The sequence below is a fragment of the Candidatus Tisiphia endosymbiont of Temnostethus pusillus genome, from assembly GCF_964264675.1.
Taxonomy (GTDB): domain Bacteria; phylum Pseudomonadota; class Alphaproteobacteria; order Rickettsiales; family Rickettsiaceae; genus Tisiphia.
This window is the reverse complement of sequence record NZ_OZ183472.1, coordinates 971,970-992,776: the sequence shown is the minus strand read 5'-3', so window position 1 is coordinate 992,776 and position 20,807 is coordinate 971,970. Positions and strand designations below refer to the sequence as shown.

Genomic DNA, 20,807 nt, shown 5'->3' with positions numbered 1-20,807 from the left:
AGGAATGTTATATACTGATATTTAATAGCAAGAAGTAAATCTATATGGCAAATAACTTTGTTAAAGTTGATTCAAAACAACGATGGAAAGATGCTGTATCTAAATTTAAACAAGCAGTAGTTCCAGAACAGAATGACCTTGGTAAATTATCAGAAGACCTTATTGACAGTGTAAGAGTCAGAGTGGTAGGCACTATAGAGTCTGATAAAACTCAACCTTACCTTGAAGAAATTGCTAGAGCTAAACAAACTATTAATGGTTATGAATACCCAATTTTAAGAATGGGGGCGGATGAATTGAAAAATCATCAATTGTTTTATGACAAGACCTTTAGAGTTTTAGTTGATAATAATAATAAAACAGCAACTACTGTAGGTAAAGAAAGCAAACACACTAAAGATATTCAAGCTTTCATATTAGCTAAAGATGGTTCTTTATATATTGGTAATCATAAAGGACACTATGACCCCATGCATCCAACACTTACTCATGCCTCATTTTTAGGAGGTAGACCGGTAGAAATGGCTGGTATGATAAGTATTAATGCAAATGGTAAGATAGACATGCTTAGTAGTGATAGTGGTCATTATGCTCCTGAAGCCTTGGATACGTACCGAGGTATTAAACGACTACAAGAATTAATGCCAGATATTTTTACTCCAAACGCTCAAATTAAATATTACGATACAACTTTTCATAATATGGAAATTAGCAAATTTACAGAAATGATGGAGGAATCTGATACTAATGACAAACCACTGCATCAGACTCTTAGAGATCAAAGAGTAAAGGAATTTCAACAATATAGAGAAAATTTAAAGAATGCTATTTCTATAAGAATTGATAGTGATAATGATTTACCAAATTCTATAGCTAATTTCACTAAAGAAAAACAGCAAGAGTTAACAACAGGATTAAAAACACCCATGATGAGTATATCTATAAGAAACTCAGAAGGTAAAGTTAGTACATATAATATATCAGATACAGTAATTTCTGTTTTGGATTTTGGCAATCCGGAATCTATGCAAAAATTATTAGATTCAGGGATCAGTGCTCGTAAAGAGTTTCATGCAATAAAACCTTTATATTACGCTACATCACAAGGTAAATCGGAAATTGTTAAAACAATGCTTAATGATCCTATTATGCAGGAATCTTTAAAACAAGAATTATTAAGTCCTGCACCAACTACCTTACACATGGCTGCAGCAGTTGGTAATATTGAAATAATTAACACAATATTAAAATATCCTTCAGGTCAACAACTCTTAACTAAAAGAGATAATAATGGTCATACTCCTTTAGAGGTAGCTAATAACTTAGGAAAAACCCAAGTAGCTAATATTCTGTCAAAAGAATATTTGATATTGGCAAAAGATCAATTAACAAGATATTTAAAGGATGAAATGGAAGGTAAAGATATAATTACTACTACTCATAAAACAGAGATGAAAAATAAAATAGTAGAAATATTATATCCTTTCGCTCATGAAAAAAATAAAAGTGATGTTATAGAAGTTGCAGGGTCAATGGTTAGAGAGTCAGCGAAAATTGCTGGAAAGAAATTAGACTGGCAGCAGAGAATTGCAGCAATCAGTGATATGATAAAAGGTTATTTGCCACAGATCTTTTCTAATGAGAAAAAACAAAAATTAAAAAATATATTGAAGGATACCAATATTACAAATGAATTACAAAAACTTCGTAAGGATTATAAAGTAAAACCTGCTGTAGATATAACAACTGTACCAACATCCAATAAAGCTATAACAAAAAGTAAAGGTGTGGATCGACAACTATAATTTTGGGAGCTAACGAATCAATTTAATATTAGCATTATCTACTTGTAATTCGTTCCATATTTTATCAGCAGTATATATTAGAATCTGTAATTTTATCCCTAAGGCAATACATATAAATCAGCTTGGCTAACTTTATTTGCAACTATTAAAGTTGTTATGTAAATTTATTTCTATTGCCTAAATTGAGCCAAATTATTTTGTCTTATTCTAAGTCCTGTTAATCACTCATTTTCAAATTGTTCTATTTGAAATTTAAAATTTTGGTAGAAATGAATTGCGTTAAATGTAATGTGCTACTTACTTCTATCAATTATTAAATTGTCTGCAATACTTTCAAACGAGAGATTCATGCTATCAAGTTGATGAAAAAATGTAATCATTTCTTTTAGTGATTTATCTAAACATAAAAGTTTGCAAACTATTATAGTATCTTCTCTTTGCCTAATAAAATGGTTGATGGTTTGCATAATATCAGCTTTCCAAGTACACATCTTGATACAAAAATCTTTTTACAAGCTACATTATCTAGTAAGAAAACACTTACCTTAAAACAACTAAATGAAATTAGTAAGGATTACGTTACATTAATATAATGCTTGCAGAATATGTTGGTGAATTAGTGGTTATACGTTATCTCCCCTCTGATATTACTTCAATACGTATTTACTATAAAGGTAAATTCTGATAAATAGCATAAAAATCATTTACAAAAATGTTGCTCAATAACCAGTGGTATTTCTGTATTAATCCTGTTTTGTAAGTCGGTAAAATATTCTAATTTAGAAACATTATCTTTATAAAATATACAGCTATCACTATTTCTATCTTTACAACGCTCACTCTCAGTTCCAATCCAGTTTTTATTAAACTCTGAAGTTTCATGTAATATATAATCATAATGATTTAGTAATGTATTTATCCTATTATACTCTTTCTCATCAGCAGTTTGTTTTAATCCAACCCATTTATAATTTAAAGAATTAGATTCAAATATATGGATACTACTGATATTTCTAAAAACAATATATATCAAGGTTTCTTCATTTGGAACAAGAGTATTCTTTGTAATTTCTATTTTATCATATTCCCCAAATAACTTCTCAAAGAAAGAAGGAGTAAGGTTACATGTTTTATCTGTTAAGTTTTTTATTTTTAAAGTCGCACCAACATAACGTCCTAGGTTATAAGGGGTATCTTTATTCTCTGTACTGATCAATTTATTTACTTGATCTATTTGTAAGATTTTTGTAATGGTGGAAAAAAGTATAGAATAGCTCTTAGTTTCATTATTAGATTTTTCTAATTCTTTAATAAGTTGATTGGTAATTGACCTATCTTCAAAAAATACATAAATAGGGGATATTGTGAATATTAAACAAAAGCTCATAGCTATTGAAGCAAGGAATTGCTCTAGAATAAACTTCAATTTCAACCATTCAAATGTAAATCTTATTATTAGGAAATATATAAATCCTATTGCTAGGAAAGCAATAAAATAAACAATCGTTATAATATTATACTTTTTTTTAATTAATTACATTACGCGAAAATGGAGTATGCCCATCCAAAACTGGGGCGAAGCCATGACCCATTTTCTGATAAAATTTGAGGACCGAATTTAGTGCCTATTTTTAAATTTACACAGTTAAAAATCTAGAGCCTTTTATAATAAAAAATCTATGCGAATACATCTGTAATTAAATTATTTAAGTTTTTGTCTAATTCAGATCGTTTATAAATTATTGGCTTCTCGTATGGTATCATTTCATTTCCTGCTTCTGCATTTTTACGTTCTACATACGTTCCATACTCATGAAAGTCCATGTTATTAAACTTTTCATAACACTCTTCGTAAAAATTATACTTTTTATTATTCTTACCCATCATATCATATATATTTTTAGACCATCTCCATACTTTTGACCATTGAGGATGGTTAATATAAGCATAATCTGGTTGCAAATCTCCTATTTCCTCAGTTAAATTATCAAGAAAACAAGCAAAATTATAAACCTCATTTACTTCTTCTCGAGTGTATAATATACGAATTAAGCTCTGCCTTGCTCCCATAGGGATTTCCAACCCCTCATCATATAAATCGTTAAATATATAATAGCATAAATTATCCCAATATCCATGTACTGCTCCTACTATCCACTCTTTCAATTGCCTCTCCTTATTAGATAATTCTTCAAAGGTACTAAATATATTATGTCTTAAATATGGCGAAGTGATCCAAATCATTTTTTCCCTAACATAATGTTCTTGTACTGTGTTGATAGTATATACCAAATATAAGAATTAAAGTGTACAAAACTTACGCTATGTGAGGTTCTAAATAGCGTAAGTTTTGATACTTTTTACCATTGTAAACTACTAATTTTAGCATAGTCTAGTATAGAAACACTTTAATTATGCTAACTCTGCTTGCCAGTTATAAAGGGTTTGTCTAGAAATTTTTGCCATTTTTGCTATATATGATACTGGATAATTGCCAGTTTTCATCATTTTTACATATTCCTTTCTTACGGATTTATCTGATGAATGAACTCGACCTTTATACTTTCCTAGTTCTTTTGCTCTTTTCATCCCTTCATAAATTCTTCTATTTATTAAGCTTCTTTCAAAATCAGCGATAGAACCCATCATATTGAACATCAACATTCCTGCGTCTGTTCCAGTATCCATTTGTTCCTTTAGACTCTGAAAATTTATAGAATGACTTTTTAAGTGGCTAATTATATCTATCAAATCTTTTAAACTTCTACCTAACGATACTGGACTGAAAAATCAAGACAAAAAAAATAATAATTTTGTTTCCCATTTTTGCATTTTTCAAGCTGCAATTTGTTCATAATTTTGCATAGAATTTAGATAGACATTCATGGGCTTTTTGTAACCAATACTTGAATGAAATCTTCTATAATTATAGTGATTGATGTAATCATCAATACCACGCTTTAGCTCTTTAACATCTTTAAAATCATTAATAAATATACAATTATATTTTAAAGTTCGGAAAAATCTCTCCATAATTATATTATCAATACTTCTTCCTTTACCATTCATCGAAACTTTAATGTTATGCTCTTGTAAAATTTCAATGTGTTCATGACTAGTATATTGACTGCCCTGATCACTATTAAATATCTGCGGTGCAGGATATTTGTTAAGTGCATCCCGCAATACTTCAGTTACCAAACTTACATCCATACTATTTGACAATTTATAACTCAACACAGCTCTGCTATGCCAATCTATAATTGCCGCCATGTACATAAATCCCGAATTAGTTCGAACATAAGGGTGAGTAGACCGAAGCATTGCAGCTTCAGCCCCTCTCAGAACGGTGCGTGAACCTCTCAGCTCACACCGCTCCCACCATTTTAGCCTTTGGATATATTCCTAATTTCCAATGTATAAAAGCTTCAGGATTAAGATTTGCTAATCTATTTAGATATTCTCTTGCACGTCTTTTATGCCATGCAAGTTTCTTATATTTTCTTCTAACCCACCGCTCCAAATACCAATTCAGGTGCTTCCATATGTTGTGCATTGCCGATGGATAAAACTGCCCATAATAGTTATACCAACCTCTTAACTCAGCTTTAAACATTTCCGAAAGTTCAGATAAGGACTTGTCATTCTTAAGCTGAATGTGCCAACTCCTTATGGTTTGTATGATTGCTTTCTTAGAGTTATTACTTATCGCAGGTAAGAAATTTGGATGAACCATGCCTTGTTTGTTTACACATCTTCTTGGTCTAAAACTATATCCGAGAAAGTCAAAGCTGATTCGTTCATATTCATCACGACGATTATTGTCCTTACAATATATAATACCCGACTTATCAGGATGTATCGTAAGGCCACATTCCTGGAATCGTTGTCTAATAACTTGTAACACATATTCTGCCTGTTCTTGACTCTGACAATGGAGTAAACCATCATCAGCATAACGACAAAATGCTACACTTGGCATTTCTCTTCTTACCCATGCATCAAATACATAATGTAAAAATAAATTTGCTAATATTGGACTTATCACTCCTCCTTGAGGTGTTCCCTTATCGCGCATAATAATATTTCCATCTTTATCTTGCAATGGTGCTTTAAGCCACCTTTGTACGTAAAGTAGTACCCATTTGCACTTACAATGTTTCTCCAATGCTTTCATTAATAGTTTGTGATCGATATTATCAAACAAACCTTTGATATCAAATTCAACAACAAAGTCATATTTCCAGCATCTTGCTCTTGTAACTGCTATGGCATCATGTGCAGATTTCTTTGGGCGATAACCATATGAATCTTCGTCAAATATGGGCTCAACTAATGGCTCAAGTACCATCTTCACTACAGTTTGTGCTATTCTATCCGAAATAGTTGGAATCCCAAGGATTCGTTCTCCACCTGATTTCTTTGGAATAGGCACAGCTTTTACTGCAGGAGGAAAATAGCTGCCTGAGGACATACGATTCCATATCTTATACAAATTATCTTTTAGGTTTCGCTCAAATTCTTCCATAGTTTGTTGTTCAACTCCTGCTGCACCTTTATTATTCTTAACACATTGGTATGCTTGCCATACATATTGCTTAGAAATTTCAAAAGGCTTTACTGTCTTCATAAGCTCCTCCTAAATAAATTTAGTTGACACTGTGATGAACAGCTAAAATGGTCAGACACCTTCACTCCATTGCCATTACAGCAACTTCATCATTACTACATGTCTGTCCGCCCCTGTGTATACGCATCAGTACTATCAGCCTCACGGTTTTATTTCCGCTTGTACCTTTCCTTTAACATCGTTGCACAGGCTCCCGTGTTCAGCTTGAAAGCCTTGACTTAAGCTCACGCCACCTCTATGCCGGATGCCACCTAGCCAGTAAACAGGTTCCCGCTAAATTTATCCCAAAGCAACATCACCTCCTTGGTTTTGACATCATCTGAAGCACTTTCGACACTTGAACGGTGGTTCACTGTTGTTCGTCTTCTTAAGTCTATACCTGACACCTCAAGGATGCCTTTTCTGCATCGCTCACGACAATGCCCTTAAACAATTGCCGCATGCAGTGGTTTGCAGCCTATTCCTGTAAATCGACTGCGAAGGACCTACCTTCATCTCTCAAGCCGCTTGGCACAGCACACTGATATCTCCACTCCAAACCTCGTTAGCGTTAGGTACGTGTACAGTCCTAGTTGTATACTCAATTAACCTGAAGAGTTGGCAAAATGATTAAAAGTTATAGTCTGAAATTGGTCAGTTATAAGAGTAAGCAAATTACCTTTGTATTTATCAATATTAGCAAAAAATCTATCTATAGCTTCTGAGAATTGAGCAAAATTATGGTAAAATTTATTATTTGTTACAATTCTATGCATAAATTTCCATAATCGTTCAATCGGATTAAGATTAGGGCTATAGGGTGGTAAAAATACTAATTCTATTTTGCTATTTACTAGATACTCCTTTACTTTCTTTGACTTATGATACCCAGCATTATCACAAATCAAATATATCTTCTCTTTATTAGGATTTTCTGCTTCTAATTTTTGTAGAAAATTGATTATATAATCACCGTTTACTTTAGGATTATCTGTGCTAACTAATTGCAAATCAGATAAATTAATTGCTCCTATTAAATGCTTCCTTTTCCAGCCACTAAATGTTGGTAAAGTTTTATTTTGATTCTTTCTGATCCAACCATAACGGGCTTTTGTTTGATACTGAGGATGAACGCTATCCATAAAATATATAGCTTCTTTAGCCTTGAGAGTACCTTTTAACAAACTATATTCTAGCTTAAATAGTTCTTGCTTATCTATATCAAGCTTGCCGGGTACGATCTTTGGCTTCTTATATACAAAGCCTAATCTGATTAATAGTTTTGTTACTCCTGCTATTGTATAGGTAACACCGTATTTTTCTTCTATGTAATTGCTGATATCTTTGGCATAAACATAATTACATATTTCTAAATGCTCTATTAACTCTTTCTCTTCTAGCTCACTTAGCTTACTTGCACTAACACCGGTAGCTGTCTCTAATTTATTAAATTTTTGATAATCTCTTACATGCTTTCTTATAGCTTCTTCACTTAACAGCAATGCTTCTGCTATTTCTCCATAGCTCCAACCTTTATCATACAGCAAAACTGCCTTAATTCGGTCACATACTCTCCTATCTCGTTCATTACCATGACCTGACTTCAGTACCGTTCTTTGTTCAGATGTTAAAATATTTCCCATTATCATATTCTAGCTTCTTTCTTCTCTTCCTTCAACTCTTCATTTACGAGCAGTATATGTAGTTTGCTTAGAAGATAATTCAAGGAAAATATGCCTAGATAATCGAGAAATAAATATACTGCCAATAGAAGAGTTTTAAAAAAAATTATGGAATCATGAGATTTTTAAGTGATTTAAAATAATAACGCTATTATTCATTAGAACTATATAATTTCATTCCTTCATGTGTTGCTTCAAAACCAAGTTTTTCATAGAACTGTTTGGCTCTTGGACGTTTTTTATTAGTTGTGAGTTGAACAATGGAGACACCTTTTGATTTGCCATATTTCATTGCAATACTCATCATCCATTCACCGAAATGTTTTCCTCTATACTTTTCTGAGATACGAACAGCTTCAATTTGCATCCTAGTTGAACCTATGAAAGTTAGCGATGGCATGATAGTCAGGTGGCAAGTGCCAACTATTTCTTTATTCATTTCAACTATCATCAAATATTGATGTGGATCACTATCTATCTTGTAGAACGCATCAATATAAGCTTGATCCAATTCTGCTGAAAACTGTTCTCTTGTTTGTCCAAGTTCATCTTCTAAAAGAAGGTTAACAATTGTTCTTAAGTCAGCAATTGTGGCTTTGCGATGGGTAAGGTTTTGATTCATTGTAATCCTAGTTCTCTCGATTAGTTTCAACTTGCTTCAATAATTCCTCAACTTTGTAAGCATTATCAAATCCGTGATCATAATGAAAACGAATTTCCGGTGAGTATTTTAAATTAATTTTAGCAGTTATAAAGTTTCTTATAGCATATTTTGAATTATTTAAAGACTCAGTAAGTTGTATCTCATTAAAAGTAGTATTAAATGGTAAAAAGTAACAATCTGCTATTTTTAAATCAGAGGTAACTAAGACTTTAGTAATAGTTACTGGACAATTAATCAGACGTTCATCTAACATCTTACCACGCCTTAGTACTTCCACTAATGCTTCATTTATTAATATTGCCACTTTTTTTTGCCTTTGTGACCTATTTTGTGACTTGTCTTTATCAGAAAGTTTTTGCATTTACAATAACTGTTTTTTTTCTTCAATAATTTCAAAGACTTCTACTATATCACCTTCTTTTATATCATCATAATTTTCAAAAGCGATACCACATTCAAAATTCTCGTGAACTTCTTTGACATCATCTTTAAAACGTTTTAGAGTCTTAAGTTTTCCTTCGTGAATAACAATATTATCTCGTAACAAGCGAACTCCAACACCTCTTTTAATAGTACCCTTGGTAACATAACTACCTGCAACTTTACCAACTTTTGAGACAGTGAATAGCTGTCTAATCTCTGCTGTGCCAATATATTGTTCACGAATAATTGGTGAAAGCATACCACTCATTATTGATTTAATATCATCTAACAAATTATAGATAATGGAATAATATCTAATATCCACTTTTTCTCTTTCTGCCATAACCAAAGCATTATTATTAGTTCTAACGTTAAAACCAACAATAATAGCGTTGGATGCTTTAGCTAAAGTAACATCTGACTCCAATATTCCACCTACTGCATGGTGTAAAATCTTTAAACGAACTTCATCATTTGGCAACTTTAATAGACTAGTGATAATTGCTTCAATTGAACCTTGCACATCGCCTTTAACAATTATCGGTAATTCTTTTACCATACCACTATTACCGGAGGCTTTTAGGAATAATTCTTCTAGACTTGATCTTTGGGTAACAGAAATTTTCTTTTCTTTTGCAAGGCGTTCACGATACTCTACAATATCTCTAGCCTGTTTTTCATTCTGCACTACATTAAACTGATCTCCTGCTCGCGGAGCTTCATTTAAGCCGTAAATCTCTACTGGTAAAGTTGGTTCTGCTTCGGTGATATCCACGCCTTTATCATTATTCATTCTTTTAATTCTGCCATATTTCGTTCCGGCAACTACTATGTCCCCAATTTGTAAAATACCACGTTGTACCAATATAGTAGCAACCGCTCCTTTACCTTTATCAACTCTTGCCTCTATGACTACCCCAGCAGTGAGTCCGCTAAAGTTAGCCTTAAGATCCTGCATTTCTGCAACCAATAATATAGCCTCTTCTAACTTATCTAAATTAGTTTTCTTTAAAGCTGAAATTGGTACAACTATAGTATCACCTCCCAACTCTTCGCTAACTAAACCATAAATTAATAGGTCATTTTTAATTCGGTCAAGATTAATATCCGGTTTATCTATCTTATTTATTGCAACGATTATAGGAACATTTGCCGCTTTAGCGTGATTAATTGCTTCAATCGTTTGTGGCTTTATTCCATCATCTGCAGCAACTATTATAACCACTATATCTGTTACCTTTGCCCCTCTAGTTCTCATATCTGAAAACGCTTCATGTCCTGGAGTATCAATGAAAGTAATAGCCCTACCATCAGCCAAGGTTACTCGATAAGCACCAATATGCTGGGTGATCCCACCTGTTTCCTGACTTGCCAAATCAGTTGACTTTAAAGCATCAAGTAACGAAGTTTTACCGTGGTCGACATGTCCCATAATCGTTACAATAGGAGCCCTATGCTTTAAATCTTCTTCTTTATCAGCTTCACTAATCAATATATTTTCAACATCGGACTCTTGAACCCTTTTTACTGTATGCCCTAAGGTCGTAGCAACAAGCTCTGCTGTATCTGCATCAATTGTTTGGACGGTCGTAGCCATGATACCGAGCTTCATCAATTCTTTTATAACATCTGTGGCTCGTTCAGACATTTTATTGGCTAGATCTCCTACAGAAATAGCTTCCGGAATAATAACTTCCCTATATACTTTATCTGGTGTTTGTTGCTCGGCTTTACGTTTTTCTTTTTCTCTAGCTCTTTTTATTGATGCAAGGCTTCTAGTTCTACCAGTATTATCGCTTCCATCTGCATCAAGCATATTGAAGATATCTGCCTTTTTTAATTTTTTAGGTTCTTCAATTTTAACCTTTGGCACTACTGCTTTATTATCACCAGCCTTGTCTATTGAAGAAATCTCTTCAAGTGCAACACCAAAATGGCTCTGAGAACCAATCAGTGTTGATCTAACAAAAGACTTGGAGGGGTTGTTATCCTGTGAAGATGTAGGTGCTAATGTAGTAGGTGGTATTTCAGAATCATTTTCGATATCTTGTAACTCATCCTGAACATTTTCTTCAATATTGTCTTTTTTCACAGGTTGATTGATAGTTGCAAGTTTACTCAGAGTGCTAATCTTACTATCAGTACTCTGAGATTTTGCATCTTCTGCTGCTTTTTTTAAAATAGTTAAGCGTCTGTTAAATTCTTCTCCAGCAGTAGATTCGCCGCCTTGAGAAGTAGAACCACTAGACCAAAGTTTGTTAAAAGACAAAGTATTAGCTGGAGTGCTACTCTTCCTAACTTCTACAATTGTTTTTGCAGAACTAACAAAACCTCTAGTAACATTGGTGGGTTGGGCTGGCTTACTAAGCGATAGTTTAGGACCACCAAGTGTTAGTTTTTTTGGTTTAGGTTCTTGGTTATTCGTCATAAATATTAAACCTTTAAATAGCAATTATATTTGTGATAAAGTTTTTTAAATAATTTTGCTATGTGATTAATGATTAACAGATATACTCTTCTGCTTTAAAGAATTGGCTTCTGCAAATATTTGTGGGGAATAGTAAGGTACACTCACCCCTTGTTTATTGTCTCCATTCTTCAAATCATTTGAGTATATCGAATAATTTACAAATTTCTAATTTACCGTTAGACCTTTTGTAGAATTCACCCCTGCTAGGGAATTTGTAGGAGACACGAAACCTCGACCCGCAACGTACTCTAGAGTACGTGAGGAGCAGAGTACCAGTATCACACACAAATTACCAGTAGAAGTAGAATTATGCAAGAGGTCTATTAGATTTTCTCTTGCACTTGACTTGCATCTCATGCTTACACTATAATACCATTTTTTTTAAGGGAATTGTTAATTTTTTCTTTACCCAAAATTAAATTACCAAGTTTCTGTTATTAGAAATGGCTAATTTTGCTAGTAGTTCTTCAGTATATCAATAAAATTCTTAGCACTAATACTTAATGCTAAATTTTTTAAAATTTTCTTGCTTTGACTGACAACTAATTAAACATTTTAGAACTCCGTCTACGCACATGGGTGTCAACTTAAGTAGTTTAGGTAGCATCCCCTGTCAGGATTGATACTGAGGTTGCTTAAATTTATTCATCTTCACGAGTACGAGCTGTACGAATCAGTAATTCTATATCATCATCTACCATGTTAGAATTAGGAGCTAATGATTTAAATTCATTAACTGTCAACTCTCCCAAATCTTCTATAGTCTTTACACCATACTCAGCTAATTTTAATATGAATTCTGGTTGTAAATCCAATACATCAATTAATTCTTGTTCAACACCTAAAGCTTCGAGTTTAATAATAATTTTTTCATTTTTAGCATTTACATAATTTATTGCTCGTTCTCTTATCTCAGTTGCTAATTCTTCTTCAAAGCCTTCAATATTCATTAAAGTTTCAATTTTACTGGAAGCTAACTGTTCTAGAGAGGTAAAACTTTGTGCAGATAACAGTTGTGCTATCACTTCTTCAACATCTAAGGTCTCCATAAATAACTCAGTAGCAGAGCAAAACTCATCATTTCTCCGTTTGGATTCTTGATCTTCCGTCATTACATTAATATTCCAGCCAGTAAGTTTAGAGGCTAAACGAACATTTTGACCTCTTCTACCAATTGCAAGACTCAAATTATCTTGAGACACAACTACATCAACTATATTCTTATCTTCATCAATAACAATTTTTGCAATTTCTGCAGGAGCAAGTGCATTCATAATAAATTGGGCAATATTCTTGCTCCATAATATTACATCTATTTTTTCGCCATTAAGCTCATTAGTAATAGCCTTAATCCTATTGCCTCTAATTCCTACACATGAACCTATAGGATCAACACTAGAGTCAGAAGCAAAGACTGCAACTTTTGCCTTTGATCCAGGATCACGAGCTATAGCTCGTAATTCAATTATATTATCATAAATCTCTGGAATCTCTAATTCAAATAATTTTATTAGCATTTGGTCGTCAGTTCTAGATAGAAAAATTTGTGGTCCTTTAGACGATAATCTTACGTCTTGTACATAAGCTTTAATACGATCATTAACCTTAAAGCTTTCTCCTCTAATGAGCTGCTCCTTTTTAATCATTGCTTCAGCACGACCACCAAGGTCAACTATGATATTATTAAACTCTACTCTCTTAACAGTGCCGTTTAAAATCTCACCTTTCTTATCTTTAAAATCTTCATATTGTTTTTCTCTTTCCACTTCACCAACGCGTTGTATTATTATTTGCTTAGCTGCCTGAGCTGCAACACGTCCAAGATCAATAGGCGGTAAGAATTCATAAATCTCATCACCAATTTTAGCATCGACTTTCTTTTCAACAGCATCCTTTAAAGAAATTTGAGTAAAATAATTCTCCACATCATCTACTACATCAAGGATTCTAAAAAGATTAATATTACCATTTTTCCTATCAATCTCAGCTTTTATATTATGTTCATTTCCATATTTTCTGCGTCCTGCAATCTGTACAGCCTGTTCCATTGCCGAAAGTAGTGCTTCCTTAGGAAGATTCTTTTCTCTAGCTACAGAATCTATGATCTGCAGAATTTCTATGTTACCAATATTAATCATAAATTCACTGCCTTTTAATATTAAACTTCTTGCATCTACTTGCTACTGATAATTTGTGCGTCGGTATACTCCTTCTGCTCCTACGAATTATTTTTTGAAAATATCATGGATTCGCATGCTCATGTATTATATGTACACCTAGCATCATAGTACCCTACATTTTCTATATAACCACTATTAAAATGGCTGCTGATCGTCTATTAGCGAGGAGCCGCGAAAAAGCAGCGACGCGGCAATCTAGGATACACGAAGCGTTACTCTAAAAAAACAGCTTCGCTGTTTACCTAGATCACCACAGCATCTAAAGATGCCTTGCTATGACGATTATAGAAAAATGTATGGTACTCTATGACCTAGCATGCTCACCATTCATTAGACCTCTTTCGAAACTCTACTTCTGCTAGTGATTTGTACGTCGATGCGGTACTCGAATCCTCACGTACATTTAAGTACGCTGCGGTTCTGCGTTCCGCGTCTCCTTCAAATCCCTTGCGCATAAGCGAGTTTCGAAAGAGGTCTATTTTCAAATCTAATTCGTAGGATCATTTGAGTATACTAGACTCGAATCTGTAACGGAATTTGAGTACGCTGTGGGTCGAGGTTTTGATCCTCCTACAAATTCCCTAGCAGAAGCAAATTATCCAAGAAGTCTATTTTTTATTCATTAAATTCCTAAACATTTCATCTGTTAATACCAAAGAGGCTTTTTTTATCATATCAAATGAAAACACTATGTCTTCACCATGGTTATTCAGATGAATTTTATTATCTTCAGCTTTAACTATCTTTCCCTGATATCGAGTTTGACCATTTAATAATTCTTTTAATTTTATGGTAGCCTCTCTACCAAGGAATCTAGTATAATCTTCAAATTTTATTAATGGGCGTTCAATACCTGCTGAAGAAACTTCTAAAAAATATTTATCACTAATTATATCTTCAACATCTAAAAGGGCTGAGATAATTCTACTGCTATTCCGACAATCTATTATAGTAACCTTTTTACCATCCAACCTATCTATTAGTATTTCAAGTACTTTATGGGTTGAACCCTTTAAAGTTACTTTTACTAAGTCGAAACCAATATCTTTCAGGTTATCTTGCACCGTATCAATAATTTGTTGCTCTATAGTTTGCATTACAACATAAATATTTAAAGATTTTAATAAAAAAGGTGGGGTTAACCCCACCTTTGTTTTTTCAACTTTATTTACAAAAATTTCAACCCGCAAAGCTAGAATACAATATTTTTATGATATTAGCAACAATTAAAAAAATGTTATATTTAGTTGTAATTTTACCATTAAAATAATAAAATTTGTCTGACTAATCATAGTTATTTACGAAAATTTGTTACATTATGGTTTATCTTCTGCTATAAATACTTAAATAGAAATGTATTATGTTCAATGAACTCGACTACATAATAATGAATAAAGAGTTTTGGTATTACTATGAAAAAATTAATAATGTTGCTTTGTGTCTCTTGTTTGTCTAGCACAGCCTTTAGCAGTTCTACTCCTTCAGCTGAAGCTGCTTCAGATACTGAAATAAAATTAGAAGGATTTTTTGGTTTCCAAGCTGGTTATAGTACTCAAGGCAAATTGTCGTCAGAACAAAGTAAATATATTACTGATAATAAGAAAAAGCTTGGATTTTATAGTGAAGCAGCTTTCTCTGCCACTGCTAAGCAAGAATTTAATGATGTAATAGCTGGAGTTAAAATGGTTTTACTACCAACAACTAAACCAAAGGGTTCTGCAAGTGTCAATGGCTCTTTCATATTCTTAGAGACAGATTATGGTAAAGTAGAGCTAGGCTCTCCTTATGATGCTGCAAATAAGATGGGTGTTAGTGGTGCTAAAGTTGCAGCAGCTAGTTGTGGTTTTGGTTGGAGTAAGTATGTCTCACTAGACGATAGCGGTATGCAATATAAAGGTATGAAGCCACAATTTGAGGTAGTCCCACCCTCTGTCATAGACTCATTTACCAATGGCTTCGATGACATAAATAAAGGAACAGAGCCAGCTAGAAAAGTATCTTATTATACACCAGAGATGCAAGGTTTTCAGTTTGGTATTTCTTATATTCCTGATTCAGCAAATACTGGTGGTCATCGTAATATAAAAAATTTAGATAGTAAAACAGGTCGTAGTACATTAAAGACAGGTATAACTGAAGTAGAACTACCTGGTATAGATGGTGGTAAAGGTGATACAGTAATTTATAATTACAATGTCAAAGATGCGATTTCTGCAGGGATATCCTATAAGTATGAGATTTTAGATGATATGGCAGTAGAAGTTGGTGTTACAGGAGAACATGCTAAGCCAGCTCGCAAACTTATAGTATTAGATCCTAATGGAAAGATACTATCTAGCAACAAGCTATCAGATCTAAATGCTTACAATTTAGGTGCAGTCTTAACCTATGGTAATATTTCTTGTGCTGGTTCTTATGGTAGTTTAGGTAAAAGTTTGACTTCAAAAACTTACCATAAAGTTGGTCGTGATACGAAATATTATAATGGCACAATTGCTTATGGGCAAGGTCCTATAAAAACAAGTCTTTCTTATTTTAAATCACTAAAGTATAAAAATACGGTGGATACAGTAAGCTTAGGTACTGAATATAAGATAACACCAGGCTTGTTGCCTTATGCTGAAATCTCTTATTTCCAAGCTAAGGGTAAGCCAGTTTACCTTATTGAAGCACCTAAGAAAAAAACCAAAGGTACAGTTGCTCTTATTGGTGCAAAGCTTAAATTTTAACCTTTAATAAGCCTTCGTTGTCATTCCAGCTTTTAGCTGAATGACAACGTTTTTGGTTATGTAAGTACCATTACTTACGTTGGTTTTTTGCTCCACACGGGCAAAGGTTTCGCAGGGACAGCTTTTTTACATAAGATATTTTTGTAATAATGCTTCTAAAATTGCCACGGTCTCGATATCTAATATTCCAGAAAAATTCTTTGGGCGGAAATGCATTTGGAACGATACTACAACATCCGTTGTCTGTTGATCAATTATTCCTGTCGGCTGCAACACATAACCATATTTGCTAAATTGTTCTTGGATTAACTTTACATTAGACAGATCTACCTTAGGTATTAGAGCATTAACAGTATCTTGATCATACCAAGCTCCGATATTATTATCATATAATTGTTTCCATGGAAATAGAGGACCTGGGTCTTGTTTCCTTCCCGGAGCAGCATCAGAATGACCGATTACACAAGTGGGGTCAATATCATAGCGAGCTATAATATTCTGACAAAGTTCCATTACTGCTATAATTTGGTCTTCGGGATAAGGATACCAATGAATCTTTCCTTGAGAATCTTTAGTATCGCCAAGATTTACTATTTCAATACCTATAGAAGTATCATTAAGATTCTGACGCCCCTGCCAACCACTAACACCAACATCCCAAGCTCGTCTAGACTCTTCCACTAATTGGAATATATGATTCGGATTAGAGTCAGAAACTAGATAGTGTACACTAACTTTTGGACCTAGTAGGTCTCTTAGGGATCCTTCTAAGTTTTCGTTAGTGTAATGCAGCACCAAAAATCTAACTCTCTCATTAAAAGATGGGGCTCGGTAGGTTGTTCTATCAATTGTAATCATTTTATAATACCTATTTTATAAGTTGCATTAATTCATCCCATTCTCTTTTATTTATGCCACTAGATTCTTGAGTAATTTCTTCATTATTGAGTAGTTTTTTTATAACAGCCAGTCCTTTTTTAGAAATATTACTACCTTCTATCCTATATTCCTTAAAAGCATCATAAGTAAAAGGTACCCAAGCTTTTACTATTTCTAGCATCTTCTCTGCATATACTCTGATTTCATACTGGGCATGAGAATCCCCACGTAACAGTAGAAAATGTAATAGATTATGCAAATTAATCTTCCAATACCATTCTGTATAATAGTTTAAGGTTAAATTCATTCTCGCAAGTTCCCTAGTAATACCTATGGTATTTTCATCGATAATATTGCCATGTTCATCCTGGTTCATCATTTCAGTATAATGCTGATAACATAGTTTAGCATCTTTTTCTAGTAGCACTAAGACTTTATCTGCAATTTCTTTTGGAATTTCTTCATCACTTCTTCCTTGTTTATTTATTGTGGATTGAGCAGCAAGATTCTGTTTTTCTGGTAAATAAAATTCATTTCCTAATATAGAATATCTAGCTGAATATTCATTAACACTAGCAGTTCTGTGACGTATCCATTGTCTTGCAACGAAAATAGGCAGTTTAATATGAAATTTGATATCACACATTTCAAATGGTGTTGTATGGTGGTGACGCATTAGGTAATTGATTAAACCTTTATCTTGGCTTAGTTGTTTTGTACCTTTACCATATGATACTCGTGCTGCTTGGACGATGCTACTATCATCACCCATATAATCAATAATTCTGATAAAACCATGATCTAGTATTTTTATAGGTTCAAATAATAATTCTTCTAGAGCTGGTACTGTAGCTCTTTTTGTCTTGTAATTATTGTCGTGCATTCTTTTCTCTATTATTCTGTTTGAAAATTTGTTAATTCCAGCATCAAATATTCATCCATAGGAATCTTATCTTGATTAAGCATTTTGTTGATATTAGAACCAAGTGCCTTAAATGACTTACCTTTGGCAATTACTGTTCTAGTGCCAACTGGCACTTTACCATGTAGAGCATATGAAACGATTAATGGATAATTAATATCACCAATTTTTATATCTAATTTCTTACCTTTCTGTACTGAATCATAAATTACCTGACCATTTGATAATTTAGTAATCTTTACGTCAACCCCTACTTTATCTCCGCATAATAATGGTATTCTATAAGCTATTTCATCATCAAATATCTTTACTTCATTACTATCAACAAAATTATTAGGTAATATTGAATTTAAGACAATATTAACTCTATAAGGTGCATCATGCTCTCTATCTTCTTCTTTATATTGCTGGTTATAATATGCATATTTTGCAGGAAGCACCGCTTGTCTTGTTTGTCCAACCATCATACCTACTACTACAGCATCAAGACCTAGCATGATCGCTCTAGAACCAAGTGTAAAGGTTTTGGTATTTTCGCTAAGTAAATTATTGTTAATATCCAATAATTGATAACGTAATGTGACTACGTGACCACAAGTAGCTGGTCCAACAGTCCCGTTACCAAAGCTATTAATCTTAAACATTGGTTGTATTAAGTCTCTATTAACCTCTATAGTATATTTACCATCAGTAATAGGTTTGTTTGTTGGTTGTAGTAAATGCTCAAAAAATAGTCGACCTTCTTCTGTCTTAAGAGCATTTATCAAAACCTTTGAAACAGTTTTTTCAAGAAAATTACCAGTTAATGGTATATTTGCTTGTTCAGGAGCAGCGGTAGTATTTTTATTATTTTCAGCATCATTAGTTGTCTGAACTTTAGGGTCTTTGTCCTCGGGAGGAGAGAGCATCTTCATTTGGACAATAGAGTAAATAATTGCTGCAGCAATTATAAGACTTAAAGCTTTTTGCATATAATATTTCTTTCTTAAGTATTTCTTAGTTTGTTTTTAAAATATATAGCTAACCTTGACTAGCATTACTCCGACTATTATCGAGGAGTACATAAATCCTAGTGTCATTGCGAGGAGGCATGAGCCGACGAAGCAATTGTAAGTTAAAAGTATGATATAATAGATGTTGAAGTCAATATAAATAATGATTTATACTGACTTATAAGGGGGTATTACAGCGATAGTCATTAATAATACTAAATGACTATCGCTGTGCAGGCGTGAGCGACCGTGAAGCAATTGGTCTTAAGATCGTATGGATCTTGGTACTCTAGCCCAAATCCCCGAGACGTTTGAATAGTTGATTGGGATGCCTTTGCACTCCCGCTTACAATCGTAAACATTAAAAGTCTTCGAGGTATTATGCCATTATATAATAATTTTATTGGTCTTGATATAGGAAAATTCAATTTTGTTGTTGCTATTCATGGAAAAAAAGAAACTAAAGAATATAATAACAACTCTAATGGAATAGCTGATTTTATCAAGGATTACAAAAAAGAGATTAGTTCTGCATTGTGTGTTTTAGAAACCACAGGTGGATATGAAATGGAACTATTACTAACGCTTTGCAATCAGGGTTTTGCTGTACATAGAGCCAATACTCGCAAAGTTAAAAACTTTATTAGGTCTTTTGGGAATGCAGCTAAAACTGATAGTCTTGATGCTAAAGCTCTAGCACTTTATGGTTTTGAACGGTCAGAAAGATTAGAACTATTTAAAGTACAATCTAAGCAAGCTTTAAACTTGTATGAATTAGTCGGACGTAGGAACGACCTCAAACAAATGTTGATTGCAGAAAAAAATAGGTTTCAGTCCCCGAAAGCTGATTTAATCAAGTCTAGTTGTGTTAAAATAATCGAAGTACTAGAAGAACAAATTGCATCTATTACTAAAAAAATAGATGACTTAATAGCAAAAGATAAACTCTTGCAGGCTAAGAAAGAGACACTGCAAACTATTAGTGGTATAGGCACAGTAGTATCTAATGAGCTTATAGCTTTGTTACCTGAACTTGGTACATTGAACCGCAAACAAATAGCATCATTAGTAGGTGTTGCACCAATATCTAATGATAGCGGTAGATATAGCGGATATAGACATACAGGTCATGGTAGAAGTTTTGTTAGACCTATGTTGTTTGTAGCTGCTATGGCTGCTAGAAATTCTAACTCTGAACTGAAGGTATTTTATGAAAAATTGATCAATAGAGGAAAAAAGAAAATGGTGGCGATGGTAGCATTAATGCGGAAAATCATTGTGATTGCAAACGCTAAGTTACGTGATTTAACTAGCTCTGCAGAAGCAATAAAAATTTAAACCAAATTTATTTAAATTTTTATTGCGAACATAGTTGATCCATTTCTAATCACTTTTTTGGATTGCTTCATCGCCACTAAAGTAGCTCCTCGCTAATAGACGGAGTAATGTTAC

17 protein-coding genes and 2 pseudogenes are annotated in these 20,807 nt (G+C 33.2%); 5 read left to right on the top strand and 14 right to left on the bottom strand.

Annotated features, from left to right (window positions below; all coding sequences use genetic code 11):
• Positions 1–44 precede the first annotated feature (44 nt).
• From ACFEL2_RS04745 to ACFEL2_RS04735, 3 genes are all read left to right on the top strand, one after another.
• Complete coding sequence (locus ACFEL2_RS04745; protein ID WP_375331617.1) at positions 45–1,805, top strand: hypothetical protein; 1,761 nt, start codon at positions 45–47, stop codon at positions 1,803–1,805.
• A 449-nt stretch (positions 1,806–2,254) separates the two neighbouring features.
• Entirely contained in the window at positions 2,255–2,398 is a 144-nt protein-coding gene (locus tag ACFEL2_RS04740) for a hypothetical protein (protein WP_375331616.1), read from the top strand.
• Positions 2,398–2,490 carry a Mu transposase C-terminal domain-containing protein gene (locus ACFEL2_RS04735; RefSeq protein ID WP_375331615.1) on the top strand — a complete coding sequence of 31 codons (93 nt, stop codon included), beginning with the start codon at positions 2,398–2,400 and terminating at the stop codon, positions 2,488–2,490. Before ACFEL2_RS04740 ends, ACFEL2_RS04735 begins: the two co-directional genes overlap by 1 nt.
• A gap of 15 nt (positions 2,491–2,505) precedes the next feature.
• Here the strand turns inward: ACFEL2_RS04735 and ACFEL2_RS04730 are convergent, their stop codons facing one another.
• The 11 genes and pseudogenes from ACFEL2_RS04730 to rimP form a co-directional block, all read right to left on the bottom strand.
• Positions 2,506–3,192, bottom strand: a complete 687-nt coding sequence (locus ACFEL2_RS04730; RefSeq protein ID WP_375331614.1) for a hypothetical protein — start codon at positions 3,190–3,192, stop codon at positions 2,506–2,508.
• Between the two features lie 290 nt (positions 3,193–3,482).
• Positions 3,483–4,049, bottom strand: a complete 567-nt coding sequence (locus ACFEL2_RS04725; RefSeq protein WP_375331613.1) for an SCO4402 family protein — start codon at positions 4,047–4,049, stop codon at positions 3,483–3,485.
• Between the two features lie 168 nt (positions 4,050–4,217).
• Positions 4,218–4,565 (bottom strand): annotated as a pseudogene (locus ACFEL2_RS04720) (recombinase family protein); the annotation flags it as partial.
• A 75-nt stretch (positions 4,566–4,640) separates the two neighbouring features.
• Positions 4,641–5,108: pseudogene (locus ACFEL2_RS04715) on the bottom strand (IS3 family transposase); the annotation flags it as partial.
• A gap of 64 nt (positions 5,109–5,172) precedes the next feature.
• Positions 5,173–6,435 carry a group II intron reverse transcriptase/maturase gene (ltrA, locus tag ACFEL2_RS04710; RefSeq protein WP_375331612.1) on the bottom strand — a complete coding sequence of 421 codons (1,263 nt, stop codon included), beginning with the start codon at positions 6,433–6,435 and terminating at the stop codon, positions 5,173–5,175.
• Between the two features lie 584 nt (positions 6,436–7,019).
• Positions 7,020–8,057: an IS630 family transposase gene (locus ACFEL2_RS04705; RefSeq protein ID WP_375331611.1), complete on the bottom strand. Its 1,038-nt coding sequence runs from the start codon at positions 8,055–8,057 to the stop codon at positions 7,020–7,022.
• A gap of 190 nt (positions 8,058–8,247) precedes the next feature.
• A complete protein-coding gene (locus tag ACFEL2_RS04700; protein WP_341751947.1) occupies positions 8,248–8,718 on the bottom strand; it encodes a GNAT family N-acetyltransferase in 471 nt (156 codons plus the stop codon).
• A gap of 7 nt (positions 8,719–8,725) precedes the next feature.
• Positions 8,726–9,121, bottom strand: coding sequence for a 30S ribosome-binding factor RbfA (gene rbfA / locus ACFEL2_RS04695; protein ID WP_341751948.1), 396 nt, complete (start codon positions 9,119–9,121; stop codon positions 8,726–8,728).
• Positions 9,122–11,611, bottom strand: coding sequence for a translation initiation factor IF-2 (infB, locus tag ACFEL2_RS04690; protein ID WP_375331610.1), 2,490 nt, complete (start codon positions 11,609–11,611; stop codon positions 9,122–9,124).
• 683 nt (positions 11,612–12,294) lie between these two features.
• Positions 12,295–13,791: a transcription termination factor NusA gene (gene nusA, locus ACFEL2_RS04680; protein ID WP_341747730.1), complete on the bottom strand. Its 1,497-nt coding sequence runs from the start codon at positions 13,789–13,791 to the stop codon at positions 12,295–12,297.
• A 650-nt stretch (positions 13,792–14,441) separates the two neighbouring features.
• Complete coding sequence (gene rimP, locus ACFEL2_RS04670) at positions 14,442–14,930, bottom strand: ribosome maturation factor RimP (protein WP_341752283.1); 489 nt, start codon at positions 14,928–14,930, stop codon at positions 14,442–14,444.
• Between the two features lie 315 nt (positions 14,931–15,245).
• On the opposite strand from rimP, the gene ACFEL2_RS04665 reads away from it, so the two are divergent.
• Positions 15,246–16,562: a porin gene (locus ACFEL2_RS04665; RefSeq protein ID WP_375331609.1), complete on the top strand. Its 1,317-nt coding sequence runs from the start codon at positions 15,246–15,248 to the stop codon at positions 16,560–16,562.
• Between the two features lie 126 nt (positions 16,563–16,688).
• On the opposite strand, the gene ACFEL2_RS04660 is transcribed toward ACFEL2_RS04665, so the two are convergent.
• The 3 genes from ACFEL2_RS04660 to ACFEL2_RS04650 are packed head-to-tail and all read right to left on the bottom strand — an operon-like array spanning position 16,689 to position 19,334.
• Complete coding sequence (locus ACFEL2_RS04660; protein ID WP_341751952.1) at positions 16,689–17,420, bottom strand: N-acetylmuramoyl-L-alanine amidase; 732 nt, start codon at positions 17,418–17,420, stop codon at positions 16,689–16,691.
• A gap of 10 nt (positions 17,421–17,430) precedes the next feature.
• Positions 17,431–18,324, bottom strand: a complete 894-nt coding sequence (gene thyX, locus ACFEL2_RS04655; protein WP_341751953.1) for an FAD-dependent thymidylate synthase — start codon at positions 18,322–18,324, stop codon at positions 17,431–17,433.
• A gap of 11 nt (positions 18,325–18,335) precedes the next feature.
• Positions 18,336–19,334: an FKBP-type peptidyl-prolyl cis-trans isomerase gene (locus tag ACFEL2_RS04650; RefSeq protein WP_341751954.1), complete on the bottom strand. Its 999-nt coding sequence runs from the start codon at positions 19,332–19,334 to the stop codon at positions 18,336–18,338.
• Between the two features lie 402 nt (positions 19,335–19,736).
• Here ACFEL2_RS04650 and ACFEL2_RS04645 point away from each other — a divergent pair, with 402 nt between their 5' ends.
• Complete coding sequence (locus ACFEL2_RS04645) at positions 19,737–20,693, top strand: IS110 family transposase (RefSeq protein ID WP_375331608.1); 957 nt, start codon at positions 19,737–19,739, stop codon at positions 20,691–20,693.
• Positions 20,694–20,807 lie beyond the last annotated feature (114 nt).

What these genes read in the sequence shown, in the direction of transcription:
- infB (WP_375331610.1), bottom strand. Translation starts at nt 11,611, where the DNA reads ATGACGAATAACCAAGAACCTAAACCAAAAAAACTAACACTTGGTGGT.
- ACFEL2_RS04665 (WP_375331609.1), top strand. Translation starts at nt 15,246, where the DNA reads ATGAAAAAATTAATAATGTTGCTTTGTGTCTCTTGTTTGTCTAGCACA.
- ACFEL2_RS04745 (WP_375331617.1), top strand. Translation starts at nt 45, where the DNA reads ATGGCAAATAACTTTGTTAAAGTTGATTCAAAACAACGATGGAAAGAT.
- ACFEL2_RS04700 (WP_341751947.1), bottom strand. Translation starts at nt 8,718, where the DNA reads ATGAATCAAAACCTTACCCATCGCAAAGCCACAATTGCTGACTTAAGA.
- rimP (WP_341752283.1), bottom strand. Translation starts at nt 14,930, where the DNA reads ATGCAAACTATAGAGCAACAAATTATTGATACGGTGCAAGATAACCTG.
- ACFEL2_RS04645 (WP_375331608.1), top strand. Translation starts at nt 19,737, where the DNA reads ATGCCATTATATAATAATTTTATTGGTCTTGATATAGGAAAATTCAAT.
- ACFEL2_RS04730 (WP_375331614.1), bottom strand. Translation starts at nt 3,192, where the DNA reads ATGAGCTTTTGTTTAATATTCACAATATCCCCTATTTATGTATTTTTT.
- ltrA (WP_375331612.1), bottom strand. Translation starts at nt 6,435, where the DNA reads ATGAAGACAGTAAAGCCTTTTGAAATTTCTAAGCAATATGTATGGCAA.
- ACFEL2_RS04650 (WP_341751954.1), bottom strand. Translation starts at nt 19,334, where the DNA reads ATGCAAAAAGCTTTAAGTCTTATAATTGCTGCAGCAATTATTTACTCT.
- ACFEL2_RS04660 (WP_341751952.1), bottom strand. Translation starts at nt 17,420, where the DNA reads ATGATTACAATTGATAGAACAACCTACCGAGCCCCATCTTTTAATGAG.
- ACFEL2_RS04740 (WP_375331616.1), top strand. Translation starts at nt 2,255, where the DNA reads ATGGTTGATGGTTTGCATAATATCAGCTTTCCAAGTACACATCTTGAT.
- thyX (WP_341751953.1), bottom strand. Translation starts at nt 18,324, where the DNA reads ATGCACGACAATAATTACAAGACAAAAAGAGCTACAGTACCAGCTCTA.
- rbfA (WP_341751948.1), bottom strand. Translation starts at nt 9,121, where the DNA reads ATGCAAAAACTTTCTGATAAAGACAAGTCACAAAATAGGTCACAAAGG.
- ACFEL2_RS04705 (WP_375331611.1), bottom strand. Translation starts at nt 8,057, where the DNA reads ATGGGAAATATTTTAACATCTGAACAAAGAACGGTACTGAAGTCAGGT.
- ACFEL2_RS04725 (WP_375331613.1), bottom strand. Translation starts at nt 4,049, where the DNA reads ATGATTTGGATCACTTCGCCATATTTAAGACATAATATATTTAGTACC.
- ACFEL2_RS04735 (WP_375331615.1), top strand. Translation starts at nt 2,398, where the DNA reads ATGCTTGCAGAATATGTTGGTGAATTAGTGGTTATACGTTATCTCCCC.
- nusA (WP_341747730.1), bottom strand. Translation starts at nt 13,791, where the DNA reads ATGATTAATATTGGTAACATAGAAATTCTGCAGATCATAGATTCTGTA.